This window comes from Acinetobacter sp. FL (assembly GCF_040744925.1).
Classification (GTDB): Bacteria; Pseudomonadota; Gammaproteobacteria; order Pseudomonadales; family Moraxellaceae; genus Acinetobacter; species Acinetobacter radioresistens.
Genome location: NZ_CP160437.1, coordinates 340,974 through 357,246, shown reverse-complemented (window position 1 = coordinate 357,246; position 16,273 = coordinate 340,974). Strand labels below are relative to the sequence as shown.

The window sequence follows — 16,273 nt, the reverse complement described above, 5'->3', positions numbered from 1 at the left end:
AAGCCGTTTTATTTAGGCAATTTTACGTAGCTCTTGGGCAAGGTCTAAGTGTGTATCTGCATGAAAAGCGATACCTTTGCTAATCATTTTTTTCAGATGGCGCATATCTTTAGCGGCATTAACCGTAATACCAGCCACAATAATTCCATTACTGACTCCGTACAGAATAAAAGATGAGGCAGGCCCCTGGCTAATATCCATAGTACCGCGCACATGCCATTCTGCCGCGCTCATGTCACCGACAAACTGGAAATTGATACCGAGCTGATCAGTCCAGAACCAGGCCGGATTTGCTTTAGGATGTTCAATACCCATCACATGGCGTGCAAAGATACCTGCCTGCAGATTGGCATTTTCCCAGGTTTCAACCCGGCTATACTGGCCATCTGCACGAAGCTGGGTAGCAACATCCCCTGCTGCATAAATATCAGGATTAGAAGTCTGGCAGTTCTCATTCACTTTTACAGCAAAATCAACGTCCAGCCCAGCCTCAACTGCCAGACGCGCATTTGGGATAATGCCGATGCCATATATGACTGCATCTGCACGTAGCTCTTCACCATCTTCCAGTTGAATTACCACCTCTTCACCCTGCAGGCTACAGCCTGCAATTCTGGTTTCAAGACGGATATCGATACCAGCCTGACGATGCTGGGTCAGCAAGAACTCACTGAGTAACCGTGGTGAGCAGCGACCCATCACCATAGGGCCCATTTCAATTACAGTTACCTGACAATGTTTAGAGCGCGCTGATGATGCCAGTTCCAGACCAATCACACCGCCACCAATCAGGATAATCCGGCGCTCGGGCTGCAATACGGGCACCAATGCCTGAGAGTCTTCCAGATTACGCAAGGTATAAACATGTTTACCTAAAGCATCCAGGTCCGGCAAGCGGCGCGGCGCGCCACCGGTAGCCAGTAACAACTTGTCATAACCAAGTACTTCACCATTTTTCAGGGTGAGCTGATGGGTATCGGCATCAATTTTTACTGCAGCATTGCCACGGGTGACCTCAACGCCTAGCTCTGCCAGCTTCTGCACTGAAAGAATCTCAACTTTGGTTTCTTCAGGCTTCAAGATTACATCTTTAGATAAAGGCGGGCGTTCATAAGGTAAATGGACTTCATCACCCACCAGTATGATTTTCCCTGTATATCCATTGGCACGAAGTTCCAGGATAGCGCTCGCACCTGCCTGACCGGCTCCTACAATAACAATAGTTTCAATGCTCATCTGTCTGTTTCCTTAATCTTTCAGTTCAGCAGAAACAATACCGAAACCTGCAATCCACTCACTGATAGCTTCATAGACATGCGTTGTCATCTGGTACTGCCCCAGCTCGGCAAAAGCGGCAAAGGCTGCAATCCAGCAGCGGATTTCCTGACCTCCACGGCCACCCTCACGGCGGATCTCGTCTTCGGTCATAGCCTCTAGCGCGGCAAAGTCCGCTTGGGCAAATTTTTCTAGTAATGCCTGATCCCACTTGGCATTCAGGGGCACTGCCACAGAAGTATCTCCTGCTGCCAGCTTCTGACCGACTGCAATGATTTTGGCCTGGCGTGCCTGACGTGCTTCAGCAGTCGGGTTACGGCCGGCGATCAGAAACTCTTCTACTTCGGGTGGTACTGCGCCCATTTGCGGCGTAGGCGGATCATGAGATAGACCACCTGTACCCAGAATCAGTACACGCTCCGCCTCAAGATCCAGTGACTTGATAAACTGGCCAATTGCCCGGCCAAGCGCTACAGTACGTTTAGGGGTAGGCATCGGAGCGGCTGCTCCGTTTACAAATACAGGAATGGTAGGATAGCGGTCGAGTTGACCATCACATAAAAAATGTAGTGGCTGCGTGACACCATGATCAGCCTGCATGCGGTAGGAGTAGGCAACATCGACGCCTTCATTTAGTACACAACGTACCAGACTCACGGCGGTCTGCTCTGGCACATCAATTTTGCCCGGACCATAGTTCCAGTCTCCCGCTGCACTGGCCCGGATACCTACACAAAAACTTGGCATCAGGTCATAGAAGAAGCCATTAAAATGATCAGGGCCAAAAGCAATAATTAGTGTCGGATTATAAGCCTTGACCTGTTCAGACAACTTGGCAAAAACGGTACGAACTTTTTGTTCCTGAGAACTGTCCTGTGGAGAAGCAAACTCCATTAAAGGGCTATGTGAAGCACAAATCAGTTTAACGGGCATAAGACGCTCCTTAACACAAGGCAGCCAACAGGCTGCCATTTAGTCCTTTACTGCATGGGAAGATTTTATTCATCGAAGAAGCCTGCACGTGGCTGACGCAAGCCACGAATTCCCAATCCACACTCGGCATTAATCAGGACGCCAGTCAATGGCCGGTTATTCTGGCGAGAGGCCAGCAGTACGTAAGAACCTGTCATTTCCTCAGGTTCTGGCAAAAAGTTAAGCGGCATACCGCGAGCAATTTTTTCCGGATCACGTGCATCCAGCAGCCCAATATTTTCCTGTCCCAATGACGCCGCACCTTTGATATTGACATTCATACCGGAGGGGGCCACTGCATTGACTCGAACTTTAGGTGCAAGTTCATAAGCCAGTTCTTTCATGATACCCACACCAGCATGCTTGGAAGCGGTATAAACCGGGCCACCACCTGCTGAATACAGTGCAGAATTAGACAGGGTAAAAACAATCGACCCTTCAGTTTTGACCAGCTCATTCAACGCAGCCTTGGCCCCTAGAATAAGTGACTTGGTGTTAATACCCATAATTTCATCAAAGGCTTTATCCAGCTGCTCGCCAGAGGTATTGACGATATCGGCATAGTGATCCCAGATGCCAGCATTACCAATGAAGCAGTCCAGCTTACCAAATCGCTCTACGGTTGCCTGAACAGCATGGACATTATCTTCATAGTTGGCCACATCACCAGCGACAGCCACAATCTGGTCACCAAACCGTTCTTTCAGAGCATCTACTTTAGACTGTGAACGTTGTAATACCCCCACATGCGCGCCTTCTTCCAGAAAACGCTCAACTAAAGCCCAGCCCAGACCTGAACCGCCACCAGTGATCAGTGCAACTTCACCTTTTAGCCAACCCATGATTACTCTCCTGCCATCTCTACATATAAAGCACCGTCTTCAATCACCACCGGAAAAGTCTGAATTGGATCGGTAGCCGGCAGACATAGTGCCTGACCGGTTTTCAGACAGAAACGGGCTGAATGCAGAGGACACTCTACCGTCCCGTCATCTTCAAGATAACCTTCTGACATGGAAGCATTACCATGTGAACAACGATCGTTCATGGCGAAAAAATCTCCGCCATTGTTGAATACTGCCAAGGCATCAATACCATTTATGCCGCAGTCTACTTTTAGCGCTTCACCTTCATCGAGCTCATCGACCTGGCAAACAAAAATCTTATTCATTAGAAGAATACACTCAGGTTATGTGACGTATAGGTCGCTTGATCAAGCGTGATCTTGCGGTTGAAAATCTGGAAGCCAAGACCACCTTCAACCTTGCGAATCTTGTCATGACGCTTGCCACAATAAATCGTCACGTCTTTTTCTTTCTGGGCACGGTACAATACATAAGTAACGTAGACATAGTATTCACCTTCTACGTCAGTTGGCTCAACAATAATATTTGAAACCATGTGGGTAGTACGTGATGGAGGCTCTTCAGCCCAAGCCATACCGGTTTCCAGACGTGCGACCCGGCGTTCCAGCAGGTCTTTGGTGTCATTAAAAACCCAAGTGGTTGGCGGTTGTACCGAACGGCGACGGTCACGGGTCTGCGCATTTGCAGTCGTACGCAGCGTATAAGAGATATCATCGGCCAGCATGTCTAGCCAGGCACGGAAATCCCAGTCGTCCAGTGCTTTGGCTTCACGGTATAAAAACTGGCTAATCTGATGATGAAGTTCTAAACTGATCTGACTCATTTCATTAGCTCCTTCTCATATTCGTCAGCGGCTTTCTCGACTTCTTCCCATGTTTCATGAATCAGCAGATCTGCCCAGCGGCGATATAAACCACGTGCTGCAGTTTCAGAGAAAATGTAATTGATAATCCCCGGAATGCCATCTTCACGAACTTTTTCATTGCCCAGACCCATTTTCATAATGAGCGGATTATTACGGGCCTTATAGCCGCGTAATACTTTCTGGATTTCGATCCAGTTCTCAGAGTCATCCTGCTCAAGAAAACCTGCCGGACCAAATGCACGTGTCGCAGAGCGTTCAAATGCTTCTTTAACTTCCTGAGAGGCTTCAGCATCAGCAATACAGAAAGCCCAGACTTCTGTCTTATTTGGACCACGCGGATGCCACACACGGAGTGTTGCTGTACCATTTAGCCATGACAATGTCGGGAACATATTATTGTGACCCGCCAAACGTAAAGCACGTACTTCACCCAGACGCTCTTTGACCTCTTCATAGGTTTCACGGAAATAATTGGCGACTTCACCATCTACCCATACATTTGCATCTGGCTTTTCCGTAAAGAAGAAGCCTGAACCGTGGCCACGCGAGCCATACTGGATAGCATCTTTCGCAGTTTCCCAAACTGGACGTGCAGTCTGTGCTGCGCCTAATTTCTTAGAAGTTTCATCATCCGGTTTTGCGCCCAGAACCTGAATGGCAGAAGCATGCGAAAACAGTGCATGGTACTGGTCAGAAGCAAACTGTTCCGCTGCAAATTTCCAGTTACATTCAATTTCCCATTTATGTACGCCGCCAATGATTTCTGTACCACCCGGACGACGGTCCAGCACCCCATCCAGATACCAGGCAATATCACCCATGTAGTCCACCAGATCAGGCGTGGTTTCATCCCAACAGCCAAAGATCAGGCCTTTATAAGACTCGACACGGTTGACTTCAATTAAACCCCATTTTTCTTTACAGGCACCTTGTGGAAAAGCACGGTCTTCCAGGGGAATATCTTTTAATGAACCATCTACACCGTAAGACCAGCCATGATACGGACAGGTAAATGCACGGGTATTACCACAATCAGCGAAACTGACACGCATTGAACGATGGCGACACTGGTTTAATAATGCTTTGATTGAGCCGTCTTTTTGACGTACCACAATGATTGGATCTTCACCCATATAAGTGTTGAAAAAATCACCCGCCTTAGGTATCTGGCTTTCATGACAAAGGAATAACCAAGTACGCCCAAATACGCGTTCCAGTTCCAATTCGTACAGATCCGGATCAGTGTAGATAGATGGCGAGATACGTCCATTTTGTGCATCGACCAAAGCATCGATTTCACGCACATCAATTTTGCGACTCATGAAAAGCACTCCTGTGACTGAGCGTCAACCAAAGTTATTAGACTCAACTAGACAGGGATAATGATTTTTTAACCGTTTTTAGTGAAATATTTATTTTGTTTTAATTAATAGATTTTTTAGATTATTAAGAGATAAAATTTCTATAGTAAAACTCGGGCATATTGTCAAATAGTATTTATTTTCTAAATAGTAGAATAATCTTCACGAGATAGTTGTTTATAGATTATACTTTTCGCCAATTATAATAAGACATTTTTTGGATTAGTCTTATGGAATTACGCCACCTTCGCTATTTCATTACAGTTGCAGAAGAACTGAACTTTAGTAAGGCAGCCTTAAAACTGTATACCGCCCAGCCCTCTCTTAGCCAACAGATCAAGGACCTTGAAGAAGATGTTGGCGTCAAGCTGTTACACCGTACCAAACGTAAAGTTGAACTGACTGAAGAAGGCGCTGTTTTTCTGGAACAGGCGCGTTTGACCTTGGCGCAGGCAGATAAAGCCGTAGCAATGGCGCGTCAGGTTTCTAAAGCCAAACAGCAGATGCTCAGAATCGGTTTTGTTCCGGTTGCTGAAATGAAAGTATTCCCTTATGTTCTACCTAACTTAAGGGTTCAGAATCCGGACCTTAAAATCGAACTGCTCAGCCTTAACAACAATGAACAGATGCGGTTAATTAAGAAGGGTGAACTGGACATTACCTTTACCCGGCAGAACTTTCAGAATGACGAAATTGAAAGCCAGTTTGTTTTGCGTGAGCCCCTGATTTTCATATTGCCTAAAGATCATCCGCTCACTAAATATGAGCGTATTCCAGTAAAAGCACTTGATGGCATAGATTTTATAATTCCAGCTGCGGAAGAGTCACTTACCCTGCATAACCTGATTCTCGATTTTGCCAAACAAAACGGTATTGAGTTCAATATCATACAAAAGGCAGATAACATCCTGTTTAATATTAATTCTATCGGTATCGGTCTTGGCTGTACAATTTTGCCGGGTTATATTGCGCCACTGATGATGGAAAATACGGTAATCCGACCGCTCAGTGTAGAGCTGCCTTTTTTAGATTTATATGTCAGCTATCGTAAAGACACGGCTTTAGTTACTGCGCATAAATTTATTGAACTGCTGACCAAGGTGTTTTATCTCGATATTAACCGTAATGATGCCTAATTTTTTTCCTGACTGATGCGTATACATTTTACCCTACTATTTTTTTAAAAAATATTAGGGTCTGTTTTTTAACTACCCAGCCATATTTTTTCAGGTACTAGCTCTCTTTTTTTACTATTTCAGCCTACTTAGCACGTATCTTAAAAAGCCAAATTTTAGTGCTGTATTTTTCTCACGATAAATTACAACTTAAGTCTAATATCTGAACCAGACTCCATAGTAAATTGAATCTAGCTTAAAGTTATAACAATAACCAATTGAAAAACTGGAGTTATATATGACGATCGGTATTTTTCATTCTTTGATGAGTGGTATTAAAAATCGTCCGCAATTTTTTCTGGCTTTTCTGACAGCAGCAGTATTAAGTATGCTGTTATTCTGGTTAACGTCCTGGTCTTGGTCGACCAATTTATTGATTGGCTGGAATACAGCAATATGGTTATTTCTGGCTAATCTGGCTTATCGCATGTGGCAGGCAGATCATAGCGACATGCAAGAACAGGCAAAACGCCAAGATGAGAGTAAATGGATTATTCTGCTTTTAGTCATCATGGCTTTAATCATGTGTATGGTCGCCATCGGAGCCCAACTTTCAGACTTGCCTAAAACAGGCTGGCTCAAATTTGGTCATCTTTTACTGGCATTTCTAACGATCATGTCATCCTGGTTATTAATGCATAGTGTATTTGCCCTGCACTATGCCCATGACTTTTATCTTGCCCGCTCCAGGGGTCAGAATGATGGCTTGAATTTTCCGGAAACTGAACGTCCGACCTATCCCGACTTTATTCACTTTAGCTATATTATGGGTACGGCCGCCCAGACAGCTGACATTGAAATCACCAATCGGCGCATGCGTATGTTAAATACCTTACATGCCTTGCTGTCATTCGGTTTTAATACCGTGATTCTAGCTATTTGTATCAACGTTGCTTCAGGCTTACTTGGCGGTTCTTAAATAATTTACCTTATAAAAAGGATGGCTAAAGCCATCCTTTTTAAGTGAAACACTATATCGGTTAAACACCGTGTGCCGTGAGATAGTTTTTAACAACGGTATTAAACTCATCAGCTTTTTCAACCTGTGACCAGTGACCGCACTGGCTAAAAATATGTGCATCCGCATTTGGTACTACATTCAGGATATCCCAAGTCCGTGACACTGGAATCACCGCATCTTGCGTCCCGTGAATCAGCAGTACAGGAACTGTAATATTTTTCATTTTTTCGAAATCAAGCGGGAATTCGAAACGATCACGATCACGTGCGCCCACAACATCCATCAGACGGTCAGATGCATAATCATTTTTTGCAGAAGCAAAACGTACCTTAACCAGCTCATCGGTAATCAGGTCTTTGTTGACTACAAACATTGATAGGGTTTTCTTGATTCCGTCTTCGGTCAGCACCGGATTGGCATGCGCTTTAAGTGCTGCTGTCTGTTTTGCACCGCCTGTGCCCATCGATACGATTCCAAGCACACGTTCCGGATAGTCAAGCGCCAGCTGGAATGCCAACCAGCCACCAAGTGAATTACCTACCAGCCAGGTCTTTTCAATACCCAGTGCATCTAGAGTACGGATAGCATGGTCCACCCAGGCACGAATACCATATGGAGTGCCCGGTGCCACTACAGTCTGTCCATAACCAATCGTATCAATTGCTATACAACGCGCCTGCTCGCCAAGCTGGGGCAGGTTTAACCACCAGTTTGCAGCAGCAGAGACACCAGTTCCCGACCCATGTAAAAACAGAATAGGTGTTCCCTCACCCACCTCATGATAATGGGTCAGCTCACCTTCAGCCGTCTCAATCCACTTATCTTCCAAACCAAAAAATGGGTCCGTTTTATAATCAGGGATTTGTACAGTGCTCATACTTACTCCTCGTACAGCCTTAACCTGTTTTTGCTTCATTCATAAAACAGGTCAAAAGATTCAATTTGATGATTTTACCTATTCATATTACATGTTCGGCAAAGTCCGACTGATACTTAATAACGATGACAAATAACAAAAAAACGATAATTTAAACTTTTGTTTTTTATAAAATTAATTTCATTATTTATTTAAAGATTCTGTATTTTCATTATAGCGTAAACAAAAAGAGGATGGCCTGTTTCAAGTCATCCTCTAGCAAGTCTCTGTGGCTAAAACTTATAAGTATAGGTTGTCGCTATACGATGTTCTTCCAGATCCATAAATCCTGGAATCTGCTCATAGTTCACATCAATATACATCCATTGCAGTCCTAAGCCCTTCAGCCTGCCTTCCGGTACTGTATAACCTATAATGAGATTATTCTCATCTTCTTTACCCCGGGTCCCGTTGCCATTATCTACATTCCAGCCTTCATAGTGGCGAACTGTTGCAGTTAATCCGGGTACACCAGCTTCTTTGAAATCATAGCTGTATCCTAGACTCCATGATTTTTCATCTTTACGGATAAAACTCGCCACTGACCAGTTGGCCAAGTAGGGTTGTGGGACCCAACCCGACAAGGTTGGAAAAAATGGAGCATGACTACCATGCTCACCAAACATTTGCTGATAACCGGCATCTAATGTATGCGAACCATGAGTCCAGGCAGCTTTTAATGACAGAGCCTGACTATCAATCTGGCCATATAGTGCTTCTCCTGATTCCTGATTGTCAAAATAGCGGACATGGGTCGCCAGCTGGTTGTGCTGGTCTAGTTTTTTGTTATACATGACGCCAATATAATGCTGACGATAGATTTCAGTGACGTCTCCGTAGAAATAACTGAGCCCAAGCTCGGGGCTAAGCTGGTAATCAACCCCAGCTACGATCATGCCATGACTGTCCCCCGCTTTGATCTGGTTTTTTTCTGTATTCAGTTCATTTGGCCACAATTTAAAATCATGCAACTGATTTTCATATCGTGCATTAATACCATCCAGATAACCTAATGTTATCTTGGTTTTATCAAGATCTTTAGATTCAAGCCATATGCCCTGATAAGTGGTCAACAGTTGCCGTGAAGGGTCAAAGTAGACTACTGGCGTCATGGGCAGGATCTCTCCGATCCGCAATTCGGTGTTATTAACTTTGGCTTTAAGAGTGATACCTAGCTTGAAATTATCGCGGGCCTGCTTTTTGCTAGCATAATCATAAGGCATGATATAATCATTATCTCCACGGTCATTACTCAGACGCAATGTATATTGCGCCAGCAGGTCTATGCCGACCTGAGCTTTCCCTAACTCCAAATAACCTGATTTTGCGTCCAGCGTGATTCCCTGTGACCAGCTGCCAAAATCTTGTGGCTTGTTCAGATCAGGCTGGCTAATCTGGCGATCCAGATAAAAATTACGCAGCTTTAGCTGAACTTGACTGTTATCAGTAAAATCTGCATGAGTAATAGAAGTTCCTGAGGTTGTTACCGCAGCAAAAAGTGCTATCCATAAGTTGTGGGAATGCATGGCTCAAATCCATTGATCAAGTAAAGCAATGGCGCCATCATGCTGAACAATAATCTGATAAAAAATCAGACTACAGTATGAAGATTCTGATTAAAAAGTATTTTTTAGACAGAGTATAATGATCTTTTATTATTTTTTAAGAGCTTTTAGCAATAAGCCATTTTTCTGGATAAATATTAAGATATGATTTAAAACCTGACTAACTGGCATATTGCCCAGAAGAATCAGATATTTTTCTCAAATTATAATTTTTATAAGTGTTTTTAAGTTTAAGTATTTTATTCAGATTTAATATGTCTAAATTATACTTATAAGAAATAACTTTAATCTGAACGATATTTTCTATATTTCAGTTCCCAGATTTTGTATAGACCCGTTAGCTTTAAGTCAAAAAGGCTGAGTTTTAATGAGCTTAAACTGGCCGTTCTGTTCTATAAAGTATTTGGTAGAGCAGCCTTCCTCATTATCATAACCGCCAGAAGTAATAAAGAGACGGCTATTCGCCCGGTAGTAAATTTCATAATCGGTAAAGCTCGCCTCTTTATAACATGCGGTCAATGCACCAGAAGGTAAAAACTGAGTAGCACCATTTCTCACATTAAATGCAATTCCAATAATACAGCTGGTCCCGCAGCCAAAAAAGTCAATAACATAATGTCCGGCAAAATTTGGCTTTTCATTTTTCAGATAGCCAAAACGGGTTCTATAATTTTTTGTATTTTCATTCAGTTGCATCGCCGCATTTTTACCCTTAAACACTGGAGCAGGATAATCAGAGAACTGCGGGACTTTTGCCAAAATAATACTGGAATTTAGCAGCAAAAATATGATCAGAAGTTTCTTCATATTTGTTTGGTTTTATTGAATATATTGAAGCAGTGTATATAAAATTGCTTTAAATAAAAAAGCGTCCAAACTGGACGCTTTTTAAACGGATTTTTTTAAAGCTTAAACACTTGCTGTTTTGCTTTTGACATGGTGAGTGCCAAGTCTTCAATCATATCCTCCTGACCACCTACGGTACCACGGCGACCAAGCTCCATCAGGATTTCACGCGCAGAAACACCATACTTCGCTTCAGCACGTTTAGCGAACAACAGGAATGAAGAGTAAACACCAGCATAACCTAAAGTTGCCGCATCACGGTCGGCTCGGATCGGGTTGTGCATCATTGGGATCACTAAATCTTCGGCCACATCCTGTACTTTGAACAGGTCAACACCAGTGTCCATACCCATACGGTTTGCAACAGCAATAAATAGCTCAAGTGGTGTATTACCTGCACCCGCACCTAGACCTGCAGATGCCAAGTCTACACGAACAGCGCCTGCTTCAACCGCAGCCACAGTATTGGCAACCCCCATACCCAGGTTATGGTGACCATGAAAACCGAGTTCGATGCCTGAATCAAGTGCATCACGCAAACATGCTACACGGTCAGTGACATCTTGTGGCAGCATATAGCCCGCAGAGTCCGTTACATAGATACAGTTTGCACCATAAGACACCATTTTCTTTGCTTCTTCAAGCAGTTGTGCTGGAGTTGCCATGTGCGCAAGCATTAGGAAACCCACAGTATCCATCTCTAGCTTACGTGCAGCTGTAATGTGCTGTTCAGAGCAGTCGGCTTCAGTACAGTGAGTCGCCACACGAATGGTAGATACACCAATTTCATGTGCCATTTTTAAATGGTCAACCGTACCAATACCAGGCAGGAGTAATGCAGAAATTTTTGCATTTTTCATCCGTGGCACAACTGCAGACAGATATTCTTCATCCGTTGCGGCAGCAAAACCATAGTTCACTGATGAACCACCCAGGCCGTCACCATGAGTCACTTCAATTAAAGGTACGCCAGCATCATCCAGTGCTGTTGAAATCGCAATCATTTGTTCAACAGTAGTCTGATGGCGCTGCGGATGCATACCATCACGTAAAGTCATATCATGAACAATAATCTTAGACACTTTGGTATTCCTTTAAGCTTTAACAGTCTTAAACACGTGTTCTGCAAACATTTCTGCTGTACGTGCAGCTGCTGCAGTCATAATATCCAGGTTGCCTGCATATTTCGGCAGGAAGTCACCCAAACCTTCTACTTCTAAGTAAATTGATATGCGGTTACCATCAAATACCGGACCATTTACCAGTTTATAACCGGGTACGTATTTCTGAACGTCCTTGATCATCGCATGCACTGAATCAGTGATTGCAGCCTGATCTGGCTCGCCTTCAACCAGACAATGAACTGTGTCACGCATCATTAGAGGTGGCTCGGCCGGATTAATAATAATGATGGCTTTACCCTGTTTTGCACCGCCGACCTTTTCGATTGCACCCGCAGTGGTCCGTGTAAACTCATCAATGTTCTTACGCGTACCCGGACCAACTGATTTGGTCGACACAGTCGCAATGATTTCACCGTATTCAACAGGCTGAACGCGTGACACTGCCGCCACCATCGGAATCGTTGCCTGACCGCCGCATGTCACCATATTAACATTTGGCACCTCACCTGCAGCCAGTAATGCCTCAAGGTTGACCGGTGGTACACAGAACGGACCAATTGCAGCCGGAGTCAAGTCGATCATTAGTACGCCAAGTTCATTTAGCTTGCGGCTGTTTTCAGCATGGACATAAGCAGAAGTGGCATCAAATGCAATTTTGATGTCATCTTCGATCACGTGAGGAAGCAGCCCATCGACACCTTCAGCCGTGGTTTTTAGACCCATTTTCGCTGCACGTGCCAGACCTTCAGAGGTTGGGTCGATTCCCACCATCCAGACTGGCTCTAACCATTCGCTGCGTTGCAGTTTATAAAGCAAATCAGTACCAATATTCCCAGGACCAATCATTGCACATTTAATCTTTTTCATGAATGTACTCTCTCAAAATCTAGCTTATTCAGCAGCGAACGCGGCTGTAACAGAGCCGAAACCTTCAATTTCAACCTTGAATTCATCACCTGGGTGAGCTACCACCATCGGGCCTAAAGCACCTGTTAAAATAATGTCACCTTTTAACAATGGTCGACCACGGCGCACCATCTCGTCTGCCAGCCATACTGCGGCATTTAAAGGATTAGCCAGGCAAGCTTTACCAATGCCTTGAGACACCACTTCTTCAGCGCGTGTCATCACCATCTTGCAGTTCACCAGATCAAGATTTTCTAATTTAACTGGCTGAGAGCCCAGTACAAATGCAGCAGAAGAAGCGTTGTCTGCCACGGTATCAATCAGGCTGATTTTCCAGTTTTCGATACGGCTATCGACCACTTCAATCGCGGGCAACGCATAATCAGTTGCACTGATGATGTCTGCATAGGTATGTTTTTCTTTGGTTAAGTCTTCTTTAATTACCAATGCAATTTCTGCTTCTACTTTTGGCTGAATTAGTTTGCCGGCAGGGATCAGTTCAGCATCGCCATACGCCATATCGGCAAATAGCATCCCGAAATCTGGCTGATCAACTCCAAGCTGAGCCTGCACAACCTTAGAGGTCAGGCCAATCTTGCGACCGACCAGACGGCGCCCTTGGACAAGTGCCCGTTCAGTATTTACATCCTGTACCGCATATGCGATATCAACATCAGCATTTTCACCCCCCAGTTCCGGACGGATCGGGGCAATAGCCTGGACAGTAGTTTCAGCCTGATAAAGTGCTAAAGCCACTGATTCAACGATAGCAGAATTTGACATCAAAGTTCCCTTAACTGCAAAGATTGTTCAAATACCGTTTCAGATGGAAGCTCGTCTGTGCATCAAGGAAAAATAAATCTGAAGAAAACAGATCAGTCAGCACAGTGGCTGGATAGGACACTTCCAGAAAGCAGGTATATATAGACAGTTTAAGAATGGGAAAAAGCAGCAATGAATGCCAATACTTATTTTATTTATTGCTATAGTTAAAGACTATTATTGCTTTTAAAAAAATGTGTATGTGAATAAATATAAAAAATATTATAGGAATGAGGAAAATGCCTGGTCAGGTGCTATGTAGTGTCTGACTAAATGACCAAGTGGTTATGTGTAATTAAACCGAAAAACATTGGGCTCGATAGCCAAACTATATCTGTTAAAAGCAATCGAGACTTTCATGCTGCCGGTCTAGGTTTCCAGCTCCATGACAGGTTCTGCTTGCTGATCAGCTATATACTGCTGCAAGAAACGGTTTAGAGCACTCACATCATCTGCGATAAATAAAGGATCAAACTGTGCGAGGATTGCCTTACTATGTACTCCATAACCTACTCCGACCCGTGGCATGGCTATATTTTTAGCCATTTCCAGATCATAAGAGGTGTCTCCCACCATAATGGCCTGTTCGGCATCAACTCCGGTATATTCCAGTATTTCTGCCAACATTAAGGGGTCAGGCTTAGAACGCGTTTCACTCGCCGCCCGGGTTATATCAAACAGTTCCTGACTCATGGTCTGAGCTAATACCCGGTCAAGCCCTTTACGGCTTTTACCAGTCGCAACCGCAAGTTTAATATTCTGCTGTTTCAGGCCGTCCAGCATCTCAGCTACACCCTCAAACCAGGCATCTGTCTTGGAATGGGCCACGTAGTGCTCAGAGTAGCACTGTAAAATATCATGATGTAATTCTGGAACTGCAGGGAAAAGGCACTGCGCCACTTCAGGCAGACCCAGTCCGATTATACTTTTAGCAGCCTCGTCGGTTAAAGGTTGTTGGTACTGACGTGCAGCAAATTGTAAACTTGCTACAATCTGTCCGACTGAATCAAACAAAGTACCATCCCAGTCAAAAATGATGAGTTCTACAGGTTTTTTCATATTATTCTCTAGATTCCAAAACAGTTATCCGGTACAGGTAAAGTGTGCCCGCAAGAGCTTATAATAATCCCGCCTGGAAGGAGACCAACTCCCTCCATCATTCAGTTCAAGGGCTTTAGGCTATCAGAAAAATATTTCCTCAATCCTTCTTCTGCGCCCGAAGCTGTGCAGCCAGACTTTGCATATCCTCTGGCAAAGGTGCTTCAATAGTCGGATAGCCAGGAATTTCCAGACGCATGGCATGCAGACAGAGCCGACGTGGTTTTGGTCCTTTATATTCTGTTTCATGTCCGTATTTATCATCACCTACCAATGGATGTCCAATACTCAAGCCATGCACACGAATCTGATGAGTACGACCCGATAGCGGAGATGCATAAACCAGTGTCGCGTGCATAAAGCGTTCTGCTACGTACCATTGGGTTTTAGAATCTTTCCCTTCTTTAGAGACCCGTACACGCCGTTCACCATTAGCCAGTTCGTAACGGTATAGAGGAGCATCAATGAGCTGTTGATCCAGACTGACCTGCCCTTTCACAATTGCCGCATAAGTTTTTTTAATCTTATGTTCACGTAACAGGTCCTGCAGGGTTTTTAACACACTACGTTTTTTTGAAATCATGACCAGGCCTGATGTATCGCGGTCAATCCGGTGAACCAGTTCCAGGTACTTTTTACCCGTCGCTGCACGCAAACCCTCGATCAGGCCATACGCCACACCGCTACCACCATGTACTGCAATACCTGAAGGTTTATTGACCACCATCAGGCCTTCATCTTCATAAATCACACGGCTTAGCAGACCTTGAGCGACTTTGTCAGAAACAGGTACCGGTGTTTCATCTTTGGGCTCAAAACGGATAGGAGCGACACGAACCTGATCACCAATTGCAAGCTTACTTTCTGCTTTAATGCGCTTTTTATTGACCCGCACCTGGCCTTCACGAATGAGCCGATAAATGCGGCTTTTGGGTACGCCTTTAAGCCGGCTAAACAGAAAATTGTCAATCCGCTGACCTGCTTGATGCTCATCCACTTCAAACCATGTGACACTTTGCCATTGTTGTGTAGAATTCATACAGTTACCAAGACTCGAAATTTGTTGAATTTGAATAAAAAATGATCATTCAGGCTAGTGGTTTCACAAGAAACATAAGCTTAGCCCATAGGCAGATGATGCAAGGTTTGATATAGTCAGCGCACGGATACCGCCGTAAGTGATCGAAATGAGGTTATCTTCAATATTTTTGAATAATAACCAGAATTTGCATTTCACCCCAAGCTCGGAAAGGTCCTAAAAGAATATGCCGACGCCGAAGGCTTATTATATCGGTAAATTGACAAACTGTTGCGTTAAATTGTGCCTGTGCACATAAATCAGTTTGTCTAAAAAAAATATGTCGCCAGCACAAGTTGGCTTTTAAACGTAAACTGATACACATCAGACAAGTCGCCTCCTGATGTCGTCTTCAGGCTAAAGCGTGATGCATTGGATCTGCACATAACGCACCGATACGATGATTATTCCGTATCAAGATTCTTAAAAAGAAGGGATCTTCA

At 44.2% G+C, this 16,273-nt stretch carries 16 protein-coding genes; 2 read left to right on the top strand and 14 right to left on the bottom strand.

The window, feature by feature from the left end; genetic code table 11:
• Positions 1-12: 12 nt before the first annotated feature.
• From hcaD to hcaE, 6 genes are all read right to left on the bottom strand, one after another.
• Positions 13-1,236: a 3-phenylpropionate/cinnamic acid dioxygenase ferredoxin--NAD(+) reductase subunit gene (gene hcaD, locus ABZP31_RS01635; protein WP_248133886.1), complete on the bottom strand. Its 1,224-nt coding sequence runs from the start codon at positions 1,234-1,236 to the stop codon at positions 13-15.
• 12 nt (positions 1,237-1,248) lie between these two features.
• On the bottom strand, positions 1,249-2,208 hold the full coding sequence (locus ABZP31_RS01630; RefSeq protein ID WP_034682761.1) for a 3-carboxyethylcatechol 2,3-dioxygenase: 960 nt from the start codon (positions 2,206-2,208) through the stop codon (positions 1,249-1,251).
• A 65-nt stretch (positions 2,209-2,273) separates the two neighbouring features.
• On the bottom strand, positions 2,274-3,089 hold the full coding sequence (gene hcaB, locus ABZP31_RS01625) for a 3-phenylpropionate-dihydrodiol/cinnamic acid-dihydrodiol dehydrogenase (protein ID WP_005405891.1): 816 nt from the start codon (positions 3,087-3,089) through the stop codon (positions 2,274-2,276).
• Between the two features lie 2 nt (positions 3,090-3,091).
• Positions 3,092-3,418: a 3-phenylpropionate/cinnamic acid dioxygenase ferredoxin subunit gene (gene hcaC / locus ABZP31_RS01620; RefSeq protein ID WP_005405782.1), complete on the bottom strand. Its 327-nt coding sequence runs from the start codon at positions 3,416-3,418 to the stop codon at positions 3,092-3,094.
• The gene (gene hcaF, locus ABZP31_RS01615) at positions 3,418-3,936 is read right to left on the bottom strand and encodes a 3-phenylpropionate/cinnamic acid dioxygenase subunit beta (protein WP_005023210.1); all 519 of its coding nucleotides are present in this window, start codon (positions 3,934-3,936) and stop codon (positions 3,418-3,420) included. Before hcaF ends, hcaC begins: the two co-directional genes overlap by 1 nt.
• Complete coding sequence (hcaE, locus tag ABZP31_RS01610; RefSeq protein WP_005023208.1) at positions 3,933-5,300, bottom strand: 3-phenylpropionate/cinnamic acid dioxygenase subunit alpha; 1,368 nt, start codon at positions 5,298-5,300, stop codon at positions 3,933-3,935. The genes hcaF and hcaE overlap by 4 nt, the downstream gene beginning before the upstream one ends.
• Before the next feature lie 269 nt (positions 5,301-5,569).
• Here hcaE and hcaR point away from each other — a divergent pair, with 269 nt between their 5' ends.
• Complete coding sequence (gene hcaR, locus ABZP31_RS01605) at positions 5,570-6,475, top strand: DNA-binding transcriptional regulator HcaR (RefSeq protein WP_005016808.1); 906 nt, start codon at positions 5,570-5,572, stop codon at positions 6,473-6,475.
• A 277-nt stretch (positions 6,476-6,752) separates the two neighbouring features.
• On the top strand, positions 6,753-7,433 hold the full coding sequence (locus tag ABZP31_RS01600) for a DUF1345 domain-containing protein (RefSeq protein WP_034679616.1): 681 nt from the start codon (positions 6,753-6,755) through the stop codon (positions 7,431-7,433).
• A gap of 61 nt (positions 7,434-7,494) precedes the next feature.
• On the opposite strand, the gene ABZP31_RS01595 is transcribed toward ABZP31_RS01600, so the two are convergent.
• The 8 genes from ABZP31_RS01595 to ABZP31_RS01560 form a co-directional block, all read right to left on the bottom strand.
• Positions 7,495-8,352, bottom strand: coding sequence for an alpha/beta hydrolase (locus ABZP31_RS01595; protein ID WP_106438676.1), 858 nt, complete (start codon positions 8,350-8,352; stop codon positions 7,495-7,497).
• Positions 8,353-8,624: 272 nt separating this feature from the next.
• Positions 8,625-9,917, bottom strand: coding sequence for an OprD family outer membrane porin (locus tag ABZP31_RS01590; RefSeq protein ID WP_106438675.1), 1,293 nt, complete (start codon positions 9,915-9,917; stop codon positions 8,625-8,627).
• A 387-nt stretch (positions 9,918-10,304) separates the two neighbouring features.
• On the bottom strand, positions 10,305-10,763 hold the full coding sequence (locus ABZP31_RS01585) for a hypothetical protein (protein ID WP_075040791.1): 459 nt from the start codon (positions 10,761-10,763) through the stop codon (positions 10,305-10,307).
• A gap of 95 nt (positions 10,764-10,858) precedes the next feature.
• Positions 10,859-11,884 (bottom strand): 4-hydroxy-2-oxovalerate aldolase, encoded by a 1,026-nt coding sequence (gene dmpG, locus ABZP31_RS01580; RefSeq protein ID WP_106438674.1) that lies wholly within the window; start codon positions 11,882-11,884, stop codon positions 10,859-10,861.
• Positions 11,885-11,896: 12 nt separating this feature from the next.
• Positions 11,897-12,793, bottom strand: a complete 897-nt coding sequence (locus ABZP31_RS01575) for an acetaldehyde dehydrogenase (acetylating) (protein WP_106438673.1) — start codon at positions 12,791-12,793, stop codon at positions 11,897-11,899.
• 24 nt (positions 12,794-12,817) lie between these two features.
• A complete protein-coding gene (locus ABZP31_RS01570) occupies positions 12,818-13,615 on the bottom strand; it encodes a fumarylacetoacetate hydrolase family protein (protein ID WP_106438672.1) in 798 nt (265 codons plus the stop codon).
• A 408-nt stretch (positions 13,616-14,023) separates the two neighbouring features.
• Complete coding sequence (locus ABZP31_RS01565; protein ID WP_017400689.1) at positions 14,024-14,713, bottom strand: HAD-IA family hydrolase; 690 nt, start codon at positions 14,711-14,713, stop codon at positions 14,024-14,026.
• Positions 14,714-14,852: 139 nt separating this feature from the next.
• The gene (locus tag ABZP31_RS01560; RefSeq protein ID WP_262475044.1) at positions 14,853-15,791 is read right to left on the bottom strand and encodes an RluA family pseudouridine synthase; all 939 of its coding nucleotides are present in this window, start codon (positions 15,789-15,791) and stop codon (positions 14,853-14,855) included.
• Positions 15,792-16,273 lie beyond the last annotated feature (482 nt).

What these genes read in the sequence shown, in the direction of transcription:
- hcaF (WP_005023210.1), bottom strand. Translation starts at nt 3,936, where the DNA reads ATGAGTCAGATCAGTTTAGAACTTCATCATCAGATTAGCCAGTTTTTA.
- hcaE (WP_005023208.1), bottom strand. Translation starts at nt 5,300, where the DNA reads ATGAGTCGCAAAATTGATGTGCGTGAAATCGATGCTTTGGTCGATGCA.
- ABZP31_RS01630 (WP_034682761.1), bottom strand. Translation starts at nt 2,208, where the DNA reads ATGCCCGTTAAACTGATTTGTGCTTCACATAGCCCTTTAATGGAGTTT.
- hcaC (WP_005405782.1), bottom strand. Translation starts at nt 3,418, where the DNA reads ATGAATAAGATTTTTGTTTGCCAGGTCGATGAGCTCGATGAAGGTGAA.
- ABZP31_RS01600 (WP_034679616.1), top strand. Translation starts at nt 6,753, where the DNA reads ATGACGATCGGTATTTTTCATTCTTTGATGAGTGGTATTAAAAATCGT.
- hcaB (WP_005405891.1), bottom strand. Translation starts at nt 3,089, where the DNA reads ATGGGTTGGCTAAAAGGTGAAGTTGCACTGATCACTGGTGGCGGTTCA.
- ABZP31_RS01560 (WP_262475044.1), bottom strand. Translation starts at nt 15,791, where the DNA reads ATGAATTCTACACAACAATGGCAAAGTGTCACATGGTTTGAAGTGGAT.
- hcaD (WP_248133886.1), bottom strand. Translation starts at nt 1,236, where the DNA reads ATGAGCATTGAAACTATTGTTATTGTAGGAGCCGGTCAGGCAGGTGCG.
- ABZP31_RS01570 (WP_106438672.1), bottom strand. Translation starts at nt 13,615, where the DNA reads ATGTCAAATTCTGCTATCGTTGAATCAGTGGCTTTAGCACTTTATCAG.
- ABZP31_RS01590 (WP_106438675.1), bottom strand. Translation starts at nt 9,917, where the DNA reads ATGCATTCCCACAACTTATGGATAGCACTTTTTGCTGCGGTAACAACC.
- ABZP31_RS01565 (WP_017400689.1), bottom strand. Translation starts at nt 14,713, where the DNA reads ATGAAAAAACCTGTAGAACTCATCATTTTTGACTGGGATGGTACTTTG.
- ABZP31_RS01575 (WP_106438673.1), bottom strand. Translation starts at nt 12,793, where the DNA reads ATGAAAAAGATTAAATGTGCAATGATTGGTCCTGGGAATATTGGTACT.
- ABZP31_RS01585 (WP_075040791.1), bottom strand. Translation starts at nt 10,763, where the DNA reads ATGAAGAAACTTCTGATCATATTTTTGCTGCTAAATTCCAGTATTATT.
- ABZP31_RS01595 (WP_106438676.1), bottom strand. Translation starts at nt 8,352, where the DNA reads ATGAGCACTGTACAAATCCCTGATTATAAAACGGACCCATTTTTTGGT.
- hcaR (WP_005016808.1), top strand. Translation starts at nt 5,570, where the DNA reads ATGGAATTACGCCACCTTCGCTATTTCATTACAGTTGCAGAAGAACTG.